General features: G+C 70.5%; 16 protein-coding genes. 10 read left to right on the forward strand and 6 right to left on the reverse strand.

The annotated features are described in order from the left end of the window. Window positions 1-8 precede the first annotated feature (8 nt). The gene (locus QC818_RS09540; protein WP_309652623.1) at window positions 9-1,019 is read left to right on the forward strand and encodes a GlxA family transcriptional regulator; all 1,011 of its coding nucleotides are present in this window, start codon (window positions 9-11) and stop codon (window positions 1,017-1,019) included. A 74-nt stretch (window positions 1,020-1,093) separates the two neighbouring features. After that, complete coding sequence (locus QC818_RS09545; RefSeq protein ID WP_309652624.1) at window positions 1,094-2,431, forward strand: hypothetical protein; 1,338 nt, start codon at window positions 1,094-1,096, stop codon at window positions 2,429-2,431. Between the two features lie 72 nt (window positions 2,432-2,503). Here QC818_RS09545 and QC818_RS09550 read toward each other — a convergent pair whose 3' ends face one another. Beyond that, a complete protein-coding gene (locus QC818_RS09550; RefSeq protein WP_309652625.1) occupies window positions 2,504-3,025 on the reverse strand; it encodes a zinc ribbon-containing protein in 522 nt (173 codons plus the stop codon). Between the two features lie 228 nt (window positions 3,026-3,253). Here QC818_RS09550 and leuS point away from each other — a divergent pair, with 228 nt between their 5' ends. The 8 genes from leuS (at window position 3,254) to QC818_RS09590 (ending at window position 10,981) form a co-directional block, all read left to right on the forward strand. Then, a complete protein-coding gene (leuS, locus tag QC818_RS09555; RefSeq protein WP_309652626.1) occupies window positions 3,254-5,836 on the forward strand; it encodes a leucine--tRNA ligase in 2,583 nt (860 codons plus the stop codon). Between the two features lie 26 nt (window positions 5,837-5,862). Further along, a complete protein-coding gene (locus QC818_RS09560) occupies window positions 5,863-6,354 on the forward strand; it encodes an LPS-assembly lipoprotein LptE (RefSeq protein ID WP_309652627.1) in 492 nt (163 codons plus the stop codon). Continuing rightward, window positions 6,351-7,409, forward strand: a complete 1,059-nt coding sequence (gene holA, locus QC818_RS09565) for a DNA polymerase III subunit delta (RefSeq protein ID WP_309652628.1) — start codon at window positions 6,351-6,353, stop codon at window positions 7,407-7,409. Before QC818_RS09560 ends, holA begins: the two co-directional genes overlap by 4 nt. Window positions 7,410-7,497: 88 nt before the next feature. Then, window positions 7,498-7,968, forward strand: a complete 471-nt coding sequence (locus QC818_RS09570) for a hypothetical protein (RefSeq protein ID WP_309652629.1) — start codon at window positions 7,498-7,500, stop codon at window positions 7,966-7,968. Continuing rightward, complete coding sequence (locus QC818_RS09575) at window positions 7,965-9,083, forward strand: GGDEF domain-containing protein (RefSeq protein ID WP_309652630.1); 1,119 nt, start codon at window positions 7,965-7,967, stop codon at window positions 9,081-9,083. The genes QC818_RS09570 and QC818_RS09575 overlap by 4 nt, the downstream gene beginning before the upstream one ends. 118 nt (window positions 9,084-9,201) lie before the next feature. After that, window positions 9,202-9,597 (forward strand): PA2779 family protein, encoded by a 396-nt coding sequence (locus QC818_RS09580; RefSeq protein ID WP_309652731.1) that lies wholly within the window; start codon window positions 9,202-9,204, stop codon window positions 9,595-9,597. A 14-nt stretch (window positions 9,598-9,611) separates the two neighbouring features. Then, window positions 9,612-10,568: a PA2778 family cysteine peptidase gene (locus tag QC818_RS09585; RefSeq protein ID WP_309652631.1), complete on the forward strand. Its 957-nt coding sequence runs from the start codon at window positions 9,612-9,614 to the stop codon at window positions 10,566-10,568. After that, on the forward strand, window positions 10,565-10,981 hold the full coding sequence (locus tag QC818_RS09590) for a DUF488 domain-containing protein (protein WP_309652632.1): 417 nt from the start codon (window positions 10,565-10,567) through the stop codon (window positions 10,979-10,981). Before QC818_RS09585 ends, QC818_RS09590 begins: the two co-directional genes overlap by 4 nt. Here QC818_RS09590 and sthA read toward each other — a convergent pair. From sthA to QC818_RS09615, 5 genes are all read right to left on the reverse strand, one after another. Next, window positions 10,978-12,366: a Si-specific NAD(P)(+) transhydrogenase gene (gene sthA / locus QC818_RS09595; protein ID WP_309652633.1), complete on the reverse strand. Its 1,389-nt coding sequence runs from the start codon at window positions 12,364-12,366 to the stop codon at window positions 10,978-10,980. The two genes, QC818_RS09590 and sthA, sit on opposite strands and share 4 nt — an antisense overlap. 292 nt (window positions 12,367-12,658) lie before the next feature. Then, window positions 12,659-12,913, reverse strand: coding sequence for a (Na+)-NQR maturation NqrM (nqrM, locus tag QC818_RS09600; RefSeq protein ID WP_309652634.1), 255 nt, complete (start codon window positions 12,911-12,913; stop codon window positions 12,659-12,661). Window positions 12,914-13,087: 174 nt separating this feature from the next. After that, window positions 13,088-14,320 (reverse strand): NADH:ubiquinone reductase (Na(+)-transporting) subunit F, encoded by a 1,233-nt coding sequence (nqrF, locus tag QC818_RS09605; protein ID WP_309652635.1) that lies wholly within the window; start codon window positions 14,318-14,320, stop codon window positions 13,088-13,090. Between the two features lie 66 nt (window positions 14,321-14,386). Continuing rightward, complete coding sequence (gene nqrE, locus QC818_RS09610) at window positions 14,387-15,004, reverse strand: NADH:ubiquinone reductase (Na(+)-transporting) subunit E (protein ID WP_309652636.1); 618 nt, start codon at window positions 15,002-15,004, stop codon at window positions 14,387-14,389. A 1-nt stretch (window position 15,005) separates the two neighbouring features. After that, window positions 15,006-15,674 (reverse strand): NADH:ubiquinone reductase (Na(+)-transporting) subunit D, encoded by a 669-nt coding sequence (locus QC818_RS09615; protein WP_309652637.1) that lies wholly within the window; start codon window positions 15,672-15,674, stop codon window positions 15,006-15,008. Between the last annotated feature and the right edge of the window lies 1 nt (window position 15,675).

Raw genomic sequence — 15,675 nt, forward strand, 5'->3', positions numbered from 1 at the left:
ATCGCACCATGCCCGACACCGCCATCGCCGCGCCCCCCTACCGGCTCGGCCTCCTGCTGCTGCCGCAGTTCTCCTTCGCCGGCCTGGGGGCCCTGCTGGACCCGCTGTTCATCGTCAACTGGCTGGCCCAGGAGCCGCGCTTCGAGTGGCGGCTGCTGGGCGGCGAGCCGTCGGTGCCGGCCTCCAACGGGGTGCCCCTGGGGGTCACCACCGACTGGCCGGCGCCCACCGAGCTGGACGGGGTGCTGGTGCTGGCCAGCTTCGAGACCAAGGCGCTGACCGGCGACCGGCCGCTGGCCATGTGGCTGCGCCACTGCGCCGCCGCCGGCGTCGAGCTGGGTGGCATCGAGATGGGCAGCGAGGTGCTGGCCGCCGCGGGCCTGCTCGACGGCAGCCGCGCGGCGGTGCACTGGGACAACCTGGAGGGCTTCCGCGAGCTCTACCCCCGGGTGGAGGCCGTCGGCGAGCTCTATACCCTGGGCGACGGTCGCCTGACCTGCGCCGGCGGCACCGCGGTGCTCGACATGATGCTGGCCTGGCTGGCCGACCGGGTGGAGGCGCCGCTGATGGAGGAGCTGCGCAACCACCTGCTGGAACGCCGCCGGCGGCCGGGGGACACCGTCCAGCTGGCCGCCGCCCCGGAGCGCCAGCCCCAGACCTCGGCCCAGATGCGCCGGGTCATCCGGCTGATGCGCCGCGCCATCGAGTCGCCGCTGACCAGCGCCGAGCTGGCCGCCGAGATCGGCCTCTCGGTGCGCCAGCTCGAGCGGCGCTTCAAGGCCGAGCTGGGCGTCACGCCGAAGCGCTACTACCTCTGGCTGCGCATCAATCGCGCCCATCGCCTGCTGCAGCAGACCGACCTCGGCGTCGCCGAGGTGGCCGCCAGCGCCGGCTTCGGCTCCCTGGAACACTTCTCCCGGGCCTACCGGCGCTTCTTCGGCTGCGCCCCCAGCCAGGATCGCCTGCAGTCGCGGGACGCGCCGGTGCTGCCGGTGCGCCACCTGCCCCGCCGGGATTGACCGCGCCCGCCCTCGCCTTGAGGCGGGCGGGCATCTTGCTTAGCATGCAAGCCTTTTCGCCATCCGGTACCGCCATGTCGTCGCCCTCGCCCTCCGAGGCAACCTCGCCCGAGGTCAGCCCCCGCCACGCCCTGGCCGGGCTGGCCATCCTCGTCGGCCTGCTGTCGCGGATCGCCGGCCTCGCGCTGCTGCCCGGCGCCGCGGCGCTGACCGGCCCGGCCCTGTGGCTGGGCACCCTGCTGCTGTGGCGCGACCTGCCCCGGCGCAACCGCCGCCAGGCCGGGTTGCTGGCGGGGCTGGGACTGGGGCTGCTGCTGGTGGCGCGCCTGGCCTACGGGGCACGCATCGACTGGACGGCGGTGCTCGAGGGCAACGGCATGGTGGTGGCCATGCTGGTGGGGGTGAGCTTCATCGGGCTGGTGGGCAACCTGCGCGGCCGGCCCCGGCCGCCGGGCCAGGCGGTGACCGGCCGCCGGGGGCTCGCCGGCACCTGGCTGGGCGTGCACCTGCTGGGCACCATCCTCAACCTGTCGACGGTGTTCATGGTCGGCGATCGCCTGGCACGCCGCGCCCCCCTGACCACGCCCCAGCTGCTGGCCCTCAACCGGGGGCTGTCCAGCGCCGCCCTGTGGTCGCCGTTCTTCGCCTCCATGGGCATCGTCGTCACCCTGGCGCCGGCGATGGACTACGCCACCGTGCTGGCCCACGGCCTGCCGCTGGCGCTGTGCGCGGGCCTGATCACCCTGCTGGAGCTGCCCCGGCGCTTCGACCTGTCCGACACCGCCGGTTTCTCCATGTCGCCGCGCAGCCTGCTGCTGCCGGTGATCATGGCCGTGCTGGTGATGGGCTTCCACTTCGGGCTGACGCCGGAGCTGTCGATCGTCGGCATCATCACCTTCCTGATGCCGGCCGCGGCGCTGGTCGCCAACCTGACCCGGGGCCCCCGCTGGACCCTGGGGCGCCTGCATCGCCACACCCTGACCCGCCTGCCCGCCATGCGCGGCGAGATCGCCCTGTTCCTGTGCGCCGGGCTGTTGACCGAGGGGCTCTCGACCCTGGCCAACGCCGCCACCCGGGGCGGCTGGACGCTGTTCGACGCCTTCGGCGCCGCGCAGGCGGTGGGCAGCTTCCTGGCCATCGTCGCCAGCGCCGTGGCCGGACTGCACCCGATCATCGGCGTCTCGGTGCTGGCCTCGGTGCTCGACCTGGCCGCCGCCGAACAGACCCTGTTCGCCTTCACCGCGCTGGCGGCCTGGGCGGTGGGCACCAGCGTGGGGCCGCTGTCGGGGATCAACCTCTCGCTGCAGGGGCGCTACGGGGTGGCCGGCAGCCGGATGATGCGCGAGAACCTGCGCTACGCCCTGGCGATGGCCGCCCTGGCGACGGCGGTCATCTGGCGGCTGGCCGCGTGATCCCCTCGCCCGGGCCGCTTGCCGCCGCCACCATGTCGGGCCGACGCCCGAGCGCGCCCCGCACGATATGCGTCAGTCCAGGGGCGCGCGCACGAAGTAGCGATGCCCGCAGCCGTGGCAGGGCTCGATGCGGGTCACGCCCTCCAGCTCGACGATGGCGTCGCAGTGGGTGCAGGCCATGCGACCGGGGGCGGCCATCTCGCCGGCGGTGTAGTCGGCTCGGGACGCCTCCAGGTCGTCCTCGAGGCGCTCGCGCTCGACCCGGCTGCGGTCGGCGATGGACAGCAGCGACTCCACCACCTTGCGTGACAGCATCGACAGGTCGATGCCCAGCCAGCTGGCCACGCCCTCGCCGCCGGCGCCCAGGTAGCGGCGCATCTCCTTGAGGTCGCGCTCGACCCAGGCGCGCAGCAGCGACAGCTCGTCACGGGTGAACTCCTCGACCTCGGCCTCGAACTCGACCGCCTCGTCGAGCTCCTGTTGCAGGGTGTCCCGGTTCAGCTCGCCGACGCCCTCCTTGAGGCGGGACAGCACCCGCTCGTAGGCCGCCTTGAGCCGGTGGTCCTGGTGCTGCGGATCCTTGTGCTCGCTCATGCTGGTCTCCTCGTGTCCGGGGCTACCCCGACGACCGGCACCATAGCCGGCACCCGCCGTGCTGGGGTATCCTTGCGCCCCATAGGTTCTTCCATTTAGACGACATGCCGTCGGCGAATCAACGGGATGCCTCTCTCCGTGAGGGCGATCCCGGCGCCGGACAAGGCCCGCTGACATGCGCAGCGCCCCGGGCGCTGCTCTCGACTAGCAAGGTACCCGAAGACAGCGATGGACGCACAATACCAGCCCCAAGAGATCGAACGCGACGCCCAGCAATTCTGGGAGAAGAACCAGTGCTTCAAGGCGGTGGAGGACGCCGGCCGCGAGAAGTTCTACTGCCTGTCGATGTTCCCCTACCCCAGCGGCAAGCTGCACATGGGGCATGTGCGCAACTACACCATCGGCGACGTGGTCACCCGCTACCAGCGCATGCAGGGCAGGAACGTGCTGCAGCCCATGGGCTGGGACGCCTTCGGCATGCCGGCCGAGAACGCCGCCATCAAGCACCAGGTGCCGCCGGCCGAGTGGACCCGCCAGAACATCGCCACCATGCGCGACCAGCTCAAGTCGCTGGGCTTCGCCTACGACTGGGACCGCGAGTTCGCCACCTGCGACAGCGACTACTACCGCTGGGAGCAGTGGTTCTTCACCAAGCTCGTCGAGAAGGGCCTGGTCTACAAGAAGATGTCCACGGTCAACTGGGACCCGGTGGACCAGACGGTGCTGGCCAACGAGCAGGTGATCGACGGCTGCGGCTGGCGCTCCGGCGCCCCGGTGGAGCGCAAGGAGATCCCGCTGTGGTTCCTCAAGATCACCGACTACGCCGAGGAGCTGCTGGCGGATCTCGACAAGGTCGACTGGCCCGAGCAGGTCAAGACCATGCAGCGCAACTGGATCGGCAAGTCCCGGGGCGTGGAACTGGCCTTCGACGTCGCCGACCATAAAGACAACGCCCTCGAGCCGCTGCGGGTCTACACCACCCGCCCGGACACCCTGATGGGCGTGACCTACCTGGCCGTGGCCGCCGGCCACCCGCTGGCCCAGGCCGCCGCCGAGGGCAACCCCGAGATGGCCGCCTTCCTCGAGGAGTGCGCCCACGGCGGCACCTCCGAGGCCGAGCTCGCCACCAAGGAAAAGAAGGGCATGGCCACCGGCTACCAGGCCGTGCACCCGCTCACCGGGCGCCGCGTGCCGGTGTACGTGGCCAACTTCGTGCTCATGGAATTCGGCACCGGCGCGGTGATGGCGGTCCCCGCCCACGACCAGCGCGACTGGGAGTTCGCCACCAAGTACGGCCTGCCCATCGAGCCGGTGATCGCCGACGAGGGCGGCCAGGCCCCGGACCTCAGCGAGGGCGCCCATGACGAGCATGGCGTGCTGATCAACTCCGGCGAGTTCGACGGCCTCGATTTCGAGGCCGCCTTCGACGCCATCGCCGCCCGGCTCGCCGAGCAGGGCCACGGCGAGGTCAAGACCAACTTCCGCCTGCGCGACTGGGGCGTGGCCCGCCAGCGCTACTGGGGCGCGCCGATTCCCGTCAAGTACGGCCCCGAGGGCCAGACCGTGCCGCTCACCGACGACGAGCTGCCGGTGGAACTGCCGCTGGAGGTCACCGTCGACGCCTCCGGCTCGCCGCTCAAGAAGATGCCCGAGTTCTCCGAGCTGGGCGACGGCTGGATCCGCGAGACCGACACCTTCGACACCTTCATGGAATCCTCCTGGTACTACGCGCGCTTCTGCTGCGCCGACAACCCGGAGGCCATGCTCGACGAGCGCGCCGACTACTGGCTGCCGGTCGACCTCTACATCGGCGGCATCGAGCACGCCATCCTGCACCTGCTCTACGCGCGCTTCTTCCACAAGCTGATGCGCGACTTCGGCCTGGTCGACTCCGACGAGCCCTTCCAGCGCCTGCTGACCCAGGGCATGGTGATCGCCGAGACCTTCTACCGCCCCGCCGAGAACGGCGGCAAGGACTGGTTCAACCCCGCCGACGTCGAGGTGCGCCGCGACGACAAGGGCCGTCCGGTCAGCGCCGTGCTGACCACCGACGGCGCACCGGTGGAGATGGGCGGCATCGAGAAGATGTCCAAGTCCAAGAACAACGGCGTCGATCCCCAGGCGATGATCGACCGCTTCGGCGCCGACACCGTGCGCCTGTTCATGATGTTCGCCGCGCCTCCGGAGCAATCCCTGGAGTGGTCCGACTCCGGGGTCGAGGGCGCGCATCGCTTCCTCAAGCGCCTGTGGCGGCTGGTGGCCGATCACCTGGCCGCCGGCGCGCCCGGCGACCTGGACGTCGCGGCCCTGAGTGAGCCCCAGCGCGAGCTGCGCCGCAAGACCCACGAGACCATCCAGAAGGCCACCGACGACATCGGCCGGCGCACCACCTTCAACACCGCCATCGCCGCGGTGATGGAGCTGGCCAACGCCCTCGGCAAGTTCGACGACGCCTCGCCGCGGGGCCTGGCGGTGGCCCGGGAGGCCGTGGAGGCCTGCGTGCTGCTGCTGGCGCCGATCACGCCCCACGCCTGCCACGCCCTGTGGGCCGAGCTGGGCCACGCGGAGCCGGCCATCGACGCCGCCTGGCCCGCCGTGGACGAGTCCGCCCTGGCCCGCGACGCCATCGAGATGGTGGTGCAGGTCAACGGCAAGCTGCGTGCCCGCCTGGACGTGCCGGCCGATGCCGACAAGGCGGCCATCGAGGCCCAGGCCATGGCCGCCGAGAACGTCCGGCGACATGTGGAAGGCAAGACGGTGCGCAAGATCATCGTGGTGCCGGGCAAGCTGGTCAACATCGTGGTCGGCTGAGCCGGCCCCGGCCAAGGAGAGCCAAGATGCAACGGCGTGACTTCCTGCGCCTCACCCTGGCCGGCGCCGCCGGCCTCACCCTCGGCGGCTGCGGCTTCCGGCTGCGCGGCCTCAACCGGCCGGCGCTGGGGCTCGAGGCCCTGGCCGTCGCCGGCGCCGACGATGCCTTCTCGCGGCTGGCGATCCGTCGCCTGGAGACGGCCGGCGTGGCGGTCCGCGACGATGCGCCCCTGGTGCTCAACCTGGGCGCCGAGCGCGTCGAGGAGCGGCGCCTGTCGGTGCTGGACGCCGGCAGCCAGGAGCGCGAGCTGACCCTGCGCCTGCCCTTCTCGGTGCAGCGCCGGGCCGACGGCGCCTACCGGCTGCCCCGCCAGACGCTCACGGTCAGCGAACGCTTCACGTTCAGCGGGGACGACCTGCTGGCCGGCGACGAGCGCCGCGAGGCGGCGCGCCAGGCGCTGCGCCGGGAGGCCGTGCGCCGGCTGATGGATCGCCTGCGCGCCCTGGAGCCGTCGTGAAGGTCTTCCCCGACAAGCTCGAGGGCGCCCTGACCAAGTCGCTGCCGCCGGTGGTGATCGTGGCCGGCGACGAACCCCTGCAGCACATGGAGGCCTGCGACGCCGTGCGCGCCGCGGCGCGCCAGGCGGGGATAGAGGAGCGCGAGGTGCTCCACGTCGAGGCCAACTTCGCCTGGGGCCGGCTGACCGAGGCCGCCGCCAGCCTGTCGCTGTTCGCCTCCCGCAAGCTCATCGAGCTGCGCCTGGGCAGCGGCAAGCCCGGCCAGGAAGGCGCCAAGGCGCTGCGCGAGTATGCCGAGACCATGGCCGGCGGCGACAACGTGCTGCTGATCGCCGCCGGCAAGCTCGACTTCCGCGAGCAGAAGAGCGCCTGGTTCAAGGCGCTCGACAAGGCCGGGCTGTTCGTGCCGGTGTGGCCGGTGGACGCCTCGCGGCTGCACTTCTGGCTGCGCGATCGCGCCGGCCATCACGGCCTGACCCTGGACCTGGACGCCGCCCGGCTGCTCGGCGAGCGTACCGAGGGCAACCTGCTGGCCGCCGACCAGGAGCTGCAGAAGCTCGCGCTGCTCTCGCCGCCCGGCGCGCGGATTTCCCCCCAGCAGGTCGCCGGCGGGGTCGAGGACAGCGCCCGCTTCGATGTCTTCACGCTGATGGATGCCTGCCTCAAGGGCGAGCGCGTGCGGGTCGCGCGCATCATGGCCGGCCTGCGCGGCGAGGGCGTCGAGCCGCCGATCGTGCTCTGGGCGTTGACCCGGGAACTGCGCCTGCTGCTGTCGCTGCACCAGCACCTGGACCAGGGCCAGAGCCTGGAGCATGCCTGCAAGGCCCAGAAGCCGCCGATCTTCGACAAGCGGCGTCCCGCCTACCAGCAGGCGCTCAGGCGCCTGCCCATGAAACGCCTGCACAAGCTGCTGCTGTTCGCCCAGCGCCTCGACCTGGCCATCAAGGGCGCCAGCCCCCTGCCGCTGTGGGACGGCCTGCACGACCTGGCGCTGACGCTGGCCGGCGGCCGCGGCCCCCTGGCCGAGCTGCCCGCCTCCTACCGGATCGGATAAACCGCGTGGGTGGGCCGTGAGCGGCGGCCCATGGCCTCCGGCGAGCGTTCTTGCCATCATGAGCGACATCTTGTTCAGGAGTTACATGATGTCACTGCCTCGCCTCCCCCTCGCCATCGCCGCCCTGCTGCCCCTCGCCCCGGCGCTGGCGGCGGCCGCCGAGCCTATCCTGGAGATCCGGCAGGGTGCCGACAGCCGCGAGCTGACCCTCGACGAGATCGAGCGCAGCGAGCCAGCTCGCGCGACCCTGCGCCACTACGAGGGCCCCGAGGGGACCTTCGACGGCGTCTGGCTCGATGACTTCCTCGCCGACCAGCGGCTCGACGAGGCGCAGCGCCTGCGCTTCATCGCCCGGGACGGCTACACCATCTTCCTGACCCCCGAGCAGCGCGAGGAACGCGCCTACCTGCTGGCCACCCGGCTGGACGGCGCGCCCATCGCCCCCGAGGACCTGGGGCCCTTGATGCTGATCGTCCCGGCGGATGCCGAGGCGGTGCTCGAGGGCGAGGCCCCGATGAGCCACTGGATCTGGGCCATCCGCGAGATCCAGGCGCCGTGATCCGCAGCCCGGGCTTCCGACTGCGCCTGGGCCTGACGCTCGGCTTCGCCACCCTCTTTGCGGTATGCGTGCTGGCGGCCTGGACCTACATGAGCGAGGCCGGCCGTCACCTGGGCGCCGACTATCCGGCGCTGACCGGCGACATCGTGCGCGCCCAGGCGGAGACCGCCGACCTGCGCCTGGCGCTGGAAGACCTGGCCCGGGAGCCCGGCGATGCCCGGCACCGCGAACGGGTGGAAACGCTGCTGTGGCTGATGCCCGAACGCATGGACGCCATTCGCCGGGTGCTGGCCCGCACCGAGCTGGCCGAGGCCGGCCAGGTGGACGTGCTCGATGCGCTACGGCGCACCGAGGACCGCCTGGCCACCCTGGAGGCGTCCCTGACGCCCCCCGACGCCCAGCTCGAGGCGATCGGCCAGGCCCTGGAGGCGGACCTGGCCTGGGCCTACAGCAGTCTGCTGGACCGGGTCCACCGGGCCGCGGCGGCCCAGCAGCGGCTGATGAAGCGCCTGAGCATCGCGGTCGGCACCCTGATCGGCCTCGTGCTGATGGTCGCCGGCGCCCTGATGCTGGCCCTCGCGCGCCTCCACCGCCAGTGGCGCCGGCTGAGCGAGCTCTCGGTGACCGACCCGCTCACCGGCCTGGCCAACCGGCGCCGCCTCTGGGACCTGGCCCGCCACCACCTGGCCCGCCACCGGCGCGACGGCGGGGAGCTGGCCCTGCTGCTGATCGATCTCGACCACTTCAAGGCCGTCAACGACCGTTTCGGCCACCCGGCCGGCGATGCCGCCCTCCAGGCCTTCGCCGAGATGCTGCGCTCCCTGATCCGCGGCCCCGACCTGGTCGCCCGGCTCGGCGGCGAGGAGTTCGCCGTGCTGCTGCCGGACAGCGGGCTGCCGGCGGCCCGCCGGCTCGGCGAACGACTGCGCCGCGCCACCGCCGCGCTGGACCTCCCGCCCCCCGCCGACGGCCATGTGCTGACCGCCAGCCTTGGCCTGTCCGCCACCCGCGCCGGGGCGCACGACATGGAGCGGCTCTACGCCCTCGCCGACGCCGGCCTCTATCGCGCCAAGCAAGGCGGCCGCAACCGCTTGGAAATCAACGAGGCGTCGTGAAACGCCGGGCGGATTTCCTCTATACTGTCCGCACATCGCCCGCCGATCATGGCGCAGGGACGCCCATGGGCAGCGGACACGAGCCGGACCATCCCGCGACACAAGGAATCCCGACATGATGAAGCGACTCACCCGACTCCTCAGCCCGCTTTTGATCGCCGCCCTGGTCGTCGGCGGCCTGCCGGCGATGGCCGGCGCCCAGCCCGCCACCACCGACCTGGTGAGCACCGGCGAGGCCCTCGGCGCCCAGGCCGGCCATGACGATCGCGCCAAGATCCGCGAGATCCTGGCCCGCGAGGACGTCCAGCGACAGCTGCTGCTGCAGGGCGTGGCTCCGGCCGAGGTCGAGGAGCGCGTGGCCGCGCTGTCCGATGCCGAGGCGCGCCAGATGGCCGAGCGACTGGACCAGCTCCCCGCCGGGGCCAGCGTGGTCGGCGCCCTGTTCGCCGTCTTCGTGATCCTGCTGGTGACCGACATCCTCGGCCTCACCGACGTCTACCCCTTCACCCGCTGAGCGAAGGCCCGCGCATGATCGCCCTGCTTCGGCAGCCCGGAAACGCCCGCTACGCGGGCGTTTCCGCGTTGATGGTCCTGCTGTTGACGCTGGCCGGTTGCGCCTCGACGCCGACGTTGGCTCCCGAGCTGCGCCGCCAGCTGCCCCCCCGCGTCCAGCTCGCCGACGTGCCCTTCCACGGCCAGCGCGACTACCAGTGCGGCCCGGCCTCCCTGGCCATGGTCCTCCAGGCCGCCGGTCGCGGGGCCAGGGTCGACGCGCTCATTCCCCAGGTCTTCCTGCCCGGCCGGGAGGGCAGCGTCCAGCCCGAGATGCTGGCCACGGTGCGGCGCCACGGCCTGATCCCCTTTCGCCTGCCCGAGCGCTACGGGGCGCTGCTCGCCGAGCTGGCCGCCGGCCACCCCGCGGTGGTGATGCAGAACCTCGCCCTGCCCGCCTGGCCGGTATGGCACTACGCGGTGGCCATCGGCTATGACCGCGCGGCCGAGACCCTGACCCTGCACACCGGCATGACCCCGCGCCGCGAGGTCGACGCCGCTCGCTTCGACGCCACCTGGGCGCGCAGCAGCCGCTGGGCGTTCGTCGCCCTGCCCCCGGGACGCCTGCCGGCCAGCGCCGGGGCCGAGACGATGCTCCAGGCGATCGCCGACTTCGAGACCGCCCGCGGCCCGCGCGCCGCCCTGCCCGCCTGGCGGGCCCTGGTCGCGCGGCACCCCGAGCACGCCATGGCCCGCTTCGCCCTCGGCAATGCCCGGCATGCGGTGGGCGATCTCGCCGGCGCCCGGGCGGCCTTCCGCGCCGCCACCGAGGCCGATGCCGAGCTGGCCCCGGCGTGGCTGAACCTGGGCCTGCTCGCCCGCCAGGCCGGCGACAACGCCGCCGCCCGACGCGCCCTGAAACGGGCCGCCGCCCTGCCGGGCCCCTGGCAGCCGCGCGCGCGCCGGGCCCTCGACGAGGAAACCGACGCATGAGCCACGAGATCGTCCTCAAGCGGATCTACCAGGCCATCGACCCCGGGGACGGCGCCCGGGTGCTGGTGGATCGGCTCTGGCCCCGCGGCAAGCGCCGCGAATCCCTGGCGCTGACCGACTGGTACCGGGATGCCTCGCCCTCGCCGGCCCTGCGCCGGCAGTATCACCAGGGCGAGATCAGCGCGGCGGTGTTCGCCGCCCGCTATCGGGGCGAGCTGCGCGACGCCCCGGACCGGCTGCTGCCGCTGATGCGCCAGGCTCGGCAGGGTCGCCTGACCCTGCTCTCCGCGGCCCGCGACCTCGAGGCCTCGCATCTGCCGATCCTGCGCGAGGCGCTGCTCGCCGCGCTGGAGGCGGAGGACGCCGCGGATCGGGAGCCGGCCTCGCCGCCCTGCCTCGATCCCGGGGACTAGAAGAGGCGGTTCAGGCCGTTCTGGGCCGCCACCCGGTAGGCCTCGGCCATGGTGGGGTAATTGAAGGTGGTGCTGACGAAGTACTCGAGGGTATTGGCCGCGCCTTCCTGCTGCATGATCGCCTGGCCGATGTGCACGATCTCCGAGGCCTGGTCGCCGAAGCAGTGGATGCCGTAGATCTCCAGGGTGTCCTGGTCGAAGAGGATCTTGAGCATGCCCACGGTGTCCCCGGTGATCTGGGCCCGGGCGGTGTCCTTGAAGAACGCCTGGGCCACCTCGTAGGGCACCCGCGCCTCGGTCAGCTCCCGCTCGGTGCGTCCGAAGGAGCTGATCTCGGGAATGGTGTAGATCCCCGTGGGCACGTCGGTGACGTAGCGGAACTCGCGATCCAGCAGCTCGTCGCAGGCATTCAAGCCCTGATCGTAGGCGGCGCTGGCCAGGCTGGGCCAGCCGATCACGTCGCCGGCGGCGTAGATGTGCAGCAGCGAGGTGCGATAGTGCTCGTCGACCGCCAGCTGGCCACGGCCGTTGGCGGTCAGGCCGATGGCCTCGAGGCCCAGTTCGTCGGTGTTGCCGGTGCGCCCGTTGGCCCACAGGAAGGCGTCGGCGCGCAGCCGCTTGCCCGACTTCAGGTGCACGGTCACCCCGGCATCGTCGCCCTCGACCCGCTCGTATTCCTCGGTGTGACGGATCAGCACGCCGTGCTTGCGCAGGTGATAGGACAGGGCGTCGCTGATCTCGTCGTCGAGGAAGGACAGCAGCCGGTCGCGGCTGTTGATCAGGTCGACCTTGACGCCCAGCCCGGAGAAGATCGAGGCATACTCGCAGCCGATCACCCCGGCCCCGAAGATGATCAGGGTGCGCGGCGTGTGGTTGAGGCTGAGGATAGTGTCCGAGCAATAGATCCGCGGATGCCGGAAGTCGATATCGGCGGGCCGATAGGGCCGCGAGCCGGTGGCGATGACGATCCGCTCGGCGACCAGCTCGTCGGTGCCCTCCTCGCCGCGCACCGTCAGGGTGTGGGCGTCGCAGAAGCGGGCCACGCCCCGGAACAGGTCGATGCGGTTGCGGGCATAGAAGTTGGTGCGCATCGCCACCTGCTGGTCGATGGTGACCCGGGAGCGCTCCATGACGCGGGGGAAGGAGAACCAGCGCGGCTCGCCGATGTCGCGGAACATGCGGTTGGTGTTGAACGACAGGATCTGCTTCACCTGGTGGCGCAGCGCCTTGGAGGGGATGGTGCCCCAGTGGGTGCAGTTGCCGCCCACCTGAAGCTGCTTCTCCACCACCGCGACCCGCCGGCCGTGCTTGGCGGCATTGATGGCCGCGCTCTCGCCGGCCGGCCCGGTCCCGATCACCACCACGTCGTAGTCATGGACTGCCATGGGGCATCATTCTCCCTGTCTGCCATGGGGGCTAGGTTCGAGGTTCGAGGTTCGAGGTTCGAGGTTCGAGGTTCGAGGTTCGAGGTTCGAGGGGCGAGGGGCGAGGGGCGAGCCCTCAGGCTCAACGCCTCTCATCACGCAGCAAGCTGCGCTCCCACTTCCTTGGGCCCAGCCTCAGGACAACCGGCCGGTACACGCCTAAAGAGCGCTCCTACAACCTCGTCCCTTGCCTCTGGGGTGGGGCGTCTTCCATCGCGCAGCAAGCTGCGCTCCTACCACCTCGAACCTCGCGTCAGCGACGGGTCGCGTCGTAGCCCAGGTCCGCGCCGCGGCTCTCGTCGCTGCGCCGGCGCTCGCCGCCCCGCTTGCGGTTTTCCTCCTCGCAGACCTCGTCCTTGCCGCCGCAGACCTCGCAGCCCTGCTTGAGGCCCAGCTTGTTGAGGCCGCCGCAGGAGCCCTCGATGGGCTTGCGGCCGAGGATGACGCCGACCGCCATGGCCGCGACGATGATCAGCATGAAGGCCAGTACCACCAGGAAGGTGCTCATAGGATGCTCCGTGGGTATCGGTGAGAGGGGGTCGCCCTTGGGACCACGCCGATGGCCTGGTGATCCCGGGAGGAGCCGTCGCCTGGGATGCCGACTCGCCGAATCGGCATGCCGGGCGGCGGAACCGATCAGGGCCGGCCCGATGGGCCGGCCCTGAAGTCGCCAGACGGACGATCAGCCGCCGAAGTCGTCGAGCATGATGTTCTCGGGCTCGACGCCGAGATCCAGCAGCATCTTGATGACCGAGGCGTTCATCATGGGCGGCCCGCACATGTAGTACTCGCAGTCCTCCGGGGCCGGATGGTCCTTGAGGTACATGTCGTAGAGCACGTTGTGGATGAAGCCAGTCGGCCCCTCCCAGTTGTCCTCCGGCTGCGGGTCGGACAGCGCCAGGTGCCACTCGAAGTTGTCGTGCTCCTCGGCCAGCTGGTCGTACTCCTCGTTGTAGAAGGTCTCGCGCCAGGAGCGCGCGCCGTACCAGAAGGAGATCTTGCGCTTGGAGTCCAGGCGCTTGAGCTGGTCGAAGATGTGGCTGCGCATCGGCGCCATGCCGGCGCCGCCGCCGACGAAGACCATCTCGGCATCGGTGTCCTTGGCGAAGAACTCGCCGAAGGGCCCCATCACCGTGACCTTGTCACCCGGCTTCAGGGCGAAGACGTAGGTGGACATCAGGCCCGGCGGATGGTTGGTGTTGGGCGGCGGCGTGGCGATGCGGATGTTGAACTTGAGGATGCCCTTCTCTTCCGGGTAGTTGGCCATGGAGTAGGCCCGGATGACTTCCTCGTTGCTCTTGTGGGAGATGTCGAACAGGCCGAACTTCTCCCAGTCGCCCCGGTACTCCTCCTCGATGTCGAAGTCGGAGAACTTGATGTCGTAGGGCGGGGCCACCAGCTGCACGTAGCCGCCGGCACGGAAGGCCACGTCCTCGCCCTCGGGCAGGCGCAGGTTGAGCTCCTTGATGAAGGTGGCGACGTTGGGGTTCTCGATGACCTCGCATTCCCACTTCTTGACGCCGAAGACCTCCTCGGGCACCTCGATCTTCATGTCCTGCTTCACCGGCACCTGGCAGGACAGGCGCCAGCCTTCCTTCTTCTCGCGCAGGGTGAAGTGGGACTCCTCGGTGGGCAGGATGGCGCCGCCACCCTCCTCCACGCGGCACTTGCACTGGGCGCAGGAGCCGCCGCCGCCGCAGGCGGAGGACAGGAAGATGCCGTTGGCGGCCAGGGTGTTGAGCAGCTTGCCGCCGGCCTGGGTGGTCAGGGTGTGATCGGGATCGTCGTTGATCTCGATGGTCACGTCCCCGGTGCTGACGAGCTTGCTGCGGGCGGCCAGGATCACCGCCGTCAGACCGATGATGATCACGGTGAACATGACCACACCGAGCAAGATGACTGATGTATCAACCATGTCGGTTTCCTATTGCTTGCGTTGCCTGGTCACCGGCGGCGCCTCGCGCCGCCGGCAGCACACGACTCAGAGCTGGATGCCGGAGAAGGACATGAAGCCCAGCGACATCAGGCCCACCGTGATGAAGGTGATGCCGAGGCCCTGCAGGGAGGCGGGCACGTCGCTGTACTTGAGCTTCTCGCGGATCCCGGCCAGGGCGGTGATGGCCAGCGCCCAGCCGAAGCCGGCGCCGAAGCCATAGACCACGGACTCGCCGAAGTTGTAGTTGCGCTCGGCCATGAACAGGGTCGCGCCGAGGATCGCGCAGTTCACCGTGATCAGCGGCAGGAACACGCCCAGGGCGTTGTAGAGCGCCGGCACGTACTTGTCCAGGAACATCTCCAGGATCTGCACGATGGCGGCGATCACGCCGATGTAGCTCAGGTAGCCGAGGAACGACAGGTCGATGTTCTCGGCGCCGGGAATCCCGGTCCAGGTCAGCGCGCCCTCGGCGAGCAGGTATTCCAGGATCAGGTTGTTCACCGGCACGGTGATGGTCAGCACCACGATGACGGCGACGCCCAGGCCGAACGCCGAGGAAACCTTCTTAGACACCGCCAGGAAGGTGCACATGCCCAGGAAGAAGGCCAGGGCCATGTTCTCGACGAAGACCGAGGCGACGAACAGGCTCAGATAGTGTTCCATGTTACACGGCCTCCTTCGGCTGGGTGTTTTCCTTCATCTTGAACTCGGTCTCCTCGACCTGCTCCGGGTTGACGGCGCGCAGCACCCAGATGATCAGGCCGATGATGAAGAACGCCGACGGCGGCAGCAGCAGCAGGCCGTTGGGCACGTACCAGCCGCCGTTCTGCACGGTCTCGAGCACGGTGAAGCCGAACACCGAGCCGGAGCCCAGCAGCTCGCGCACGAAGCCGACGGTCATCAGGATGAAGCCGTAGCCCAGGCCGTTGCCCACGCCGTCCAGGAAGGACAGGCCCGGGCTGTTGGTCATGGCGAAGCCCTCGGCGCGGCCCATCACGATGCAGTTGGTGATGATCAGGCCGACGAAGACCGACAGCTGCTTGGACATCTCGTAGGCGTAGGCCTTGAGGATCTGGTCCACCACGATCACCAGCGAGGCGATGATGGTCATCTGCACGATGATGCGGATGGAGGACGGGATGTGATGCCGGATCAGCGACACGAAGAGGTTGGAGAAGGCCGTGACGAAGATCACCGCCAGGGTCATCACCAGCGACACGCTCATGCTGCTGGTCACCGCCAGCGCGGAGCAGATGCCGAGGATCTGCAGCGCGATGGGGTTGTTCTTGAAGATCGGCGTCGTCAGGACGCCCTTGGGAGTCGGTGCTGACATC

The organism is Halomonas koreensis (genome assembly GCF_031451675.1).
Lineage (GTDB): Bacteria > Pseudomonadota > Gammaproteobacteria > Pseudomonadales > Halomonadaceae > Halomonas > Halomonas koreensis.

What these genes read in the sequence shown, in the direction of transcription:
- nqrF (WP_309652635.1), bottom strand. Translation starts at nt 14,320, where the DNA reads ATGGTTGATACATCAGTCATCTTGCTCGGTGTGGTCATGTTCACCGTG.
- nqrE (WP_309652636.1), bottom strand. Translation starts at nt 15,004, where the DNA reads ATGGAACACTATCTGAGCCTGTTCGTCGCCTCGGTCTTCGTCGAGAAC.
- QC818_RS09560 (WP_309652627.1), top strand. Translation starts at nt 5,863, where the DNA reads ATGCAACGGCGTGACTTCCTGCGCCTCACCCTGGCCGGCGCCGCCGGC.
- sthA (WP_309652633.1), bottom strand. Translation starts at nt 12,366, where the DNA reads ATGGCAGTCCATGACTACGACGTGGTGGTGATCGGGACCGGGCCGGCC.
- QC818_RS09590 (WP_309652632.1), top strand. Translation starts at nt 10,565, where the DNA reads ATGAGCCACGAGATCGTCCTCAAGCGGATCTACCAGGCCATCGACCCC.
- QC818_RS09580 (WP_309652731.1), top strand. Translation starts at nt 9,202, where the DNA reads ATGAAGCGACTCACCCGACTCCTCAGCCCGCTTTTGATCGCCGCCCTG.
- QC818_RS09585 (WP_309652631.1), top strand. Translation starts at nt 9,612, where the DNA reads ATGATCGCCCTGCTTCGGCAGCCCGGAAACGCCCGCTACGCGGGCGTT.
- QC818_RS09615 (WP_309652637.1), bottom strand. Translation starts at nt 15,674, where the DNA reads ATGTCAGCACCGACTCCCAAGGGCGTCCTGACGACGCCGATCTTCAAG.
- leuS (WP_309652626.1), top strand. Translation starts at nt 3,254, where the DNA reads ATGGACGCACAATACCAGCCCCAAGAGATCGAACGCGACGCCCAGCAA.
- QC818_RS09570 (WP_309652629.1), top strand. Translation starts at nt 7,498, where the DNA reads ATGTCACTGCCTCGCCTCCCCCTCGCCATCGCCGCCCTGCTGCCCCTC.
- QC818_RS09545 (WP_309652624.1), top strand. Translation starts at nt 1,094, where the DNA reads ATGTCGTCGCCCTCGCCCTCCGAGGCAACCTCGCCCGAGGTCAGCCCC.
- nqrM (WP_309652634.1), bottom strand. Translation starts at nt 12,913, where the DNA reads ATGAGCACCTTCCTGGTGGTACTGGCCTTCATGCTGATCATCGTCGCG.
- QC818_RS09540 (WP_309652623.1), top strand. Translation starts at nt 9, where the DNA reads ATGCCCGACACCGCCATCGCCGCGCCCCCCTACCGGCTCGGCCTCCTG.
- QC818_RS09550 (WP_309652625.1), bottom strand. Translation starts at nt 3,025, where the DNA reads ATGAGCGAGCACAAGGATCCGCAGCACCAGGACCACCGGCTCAAGGCG.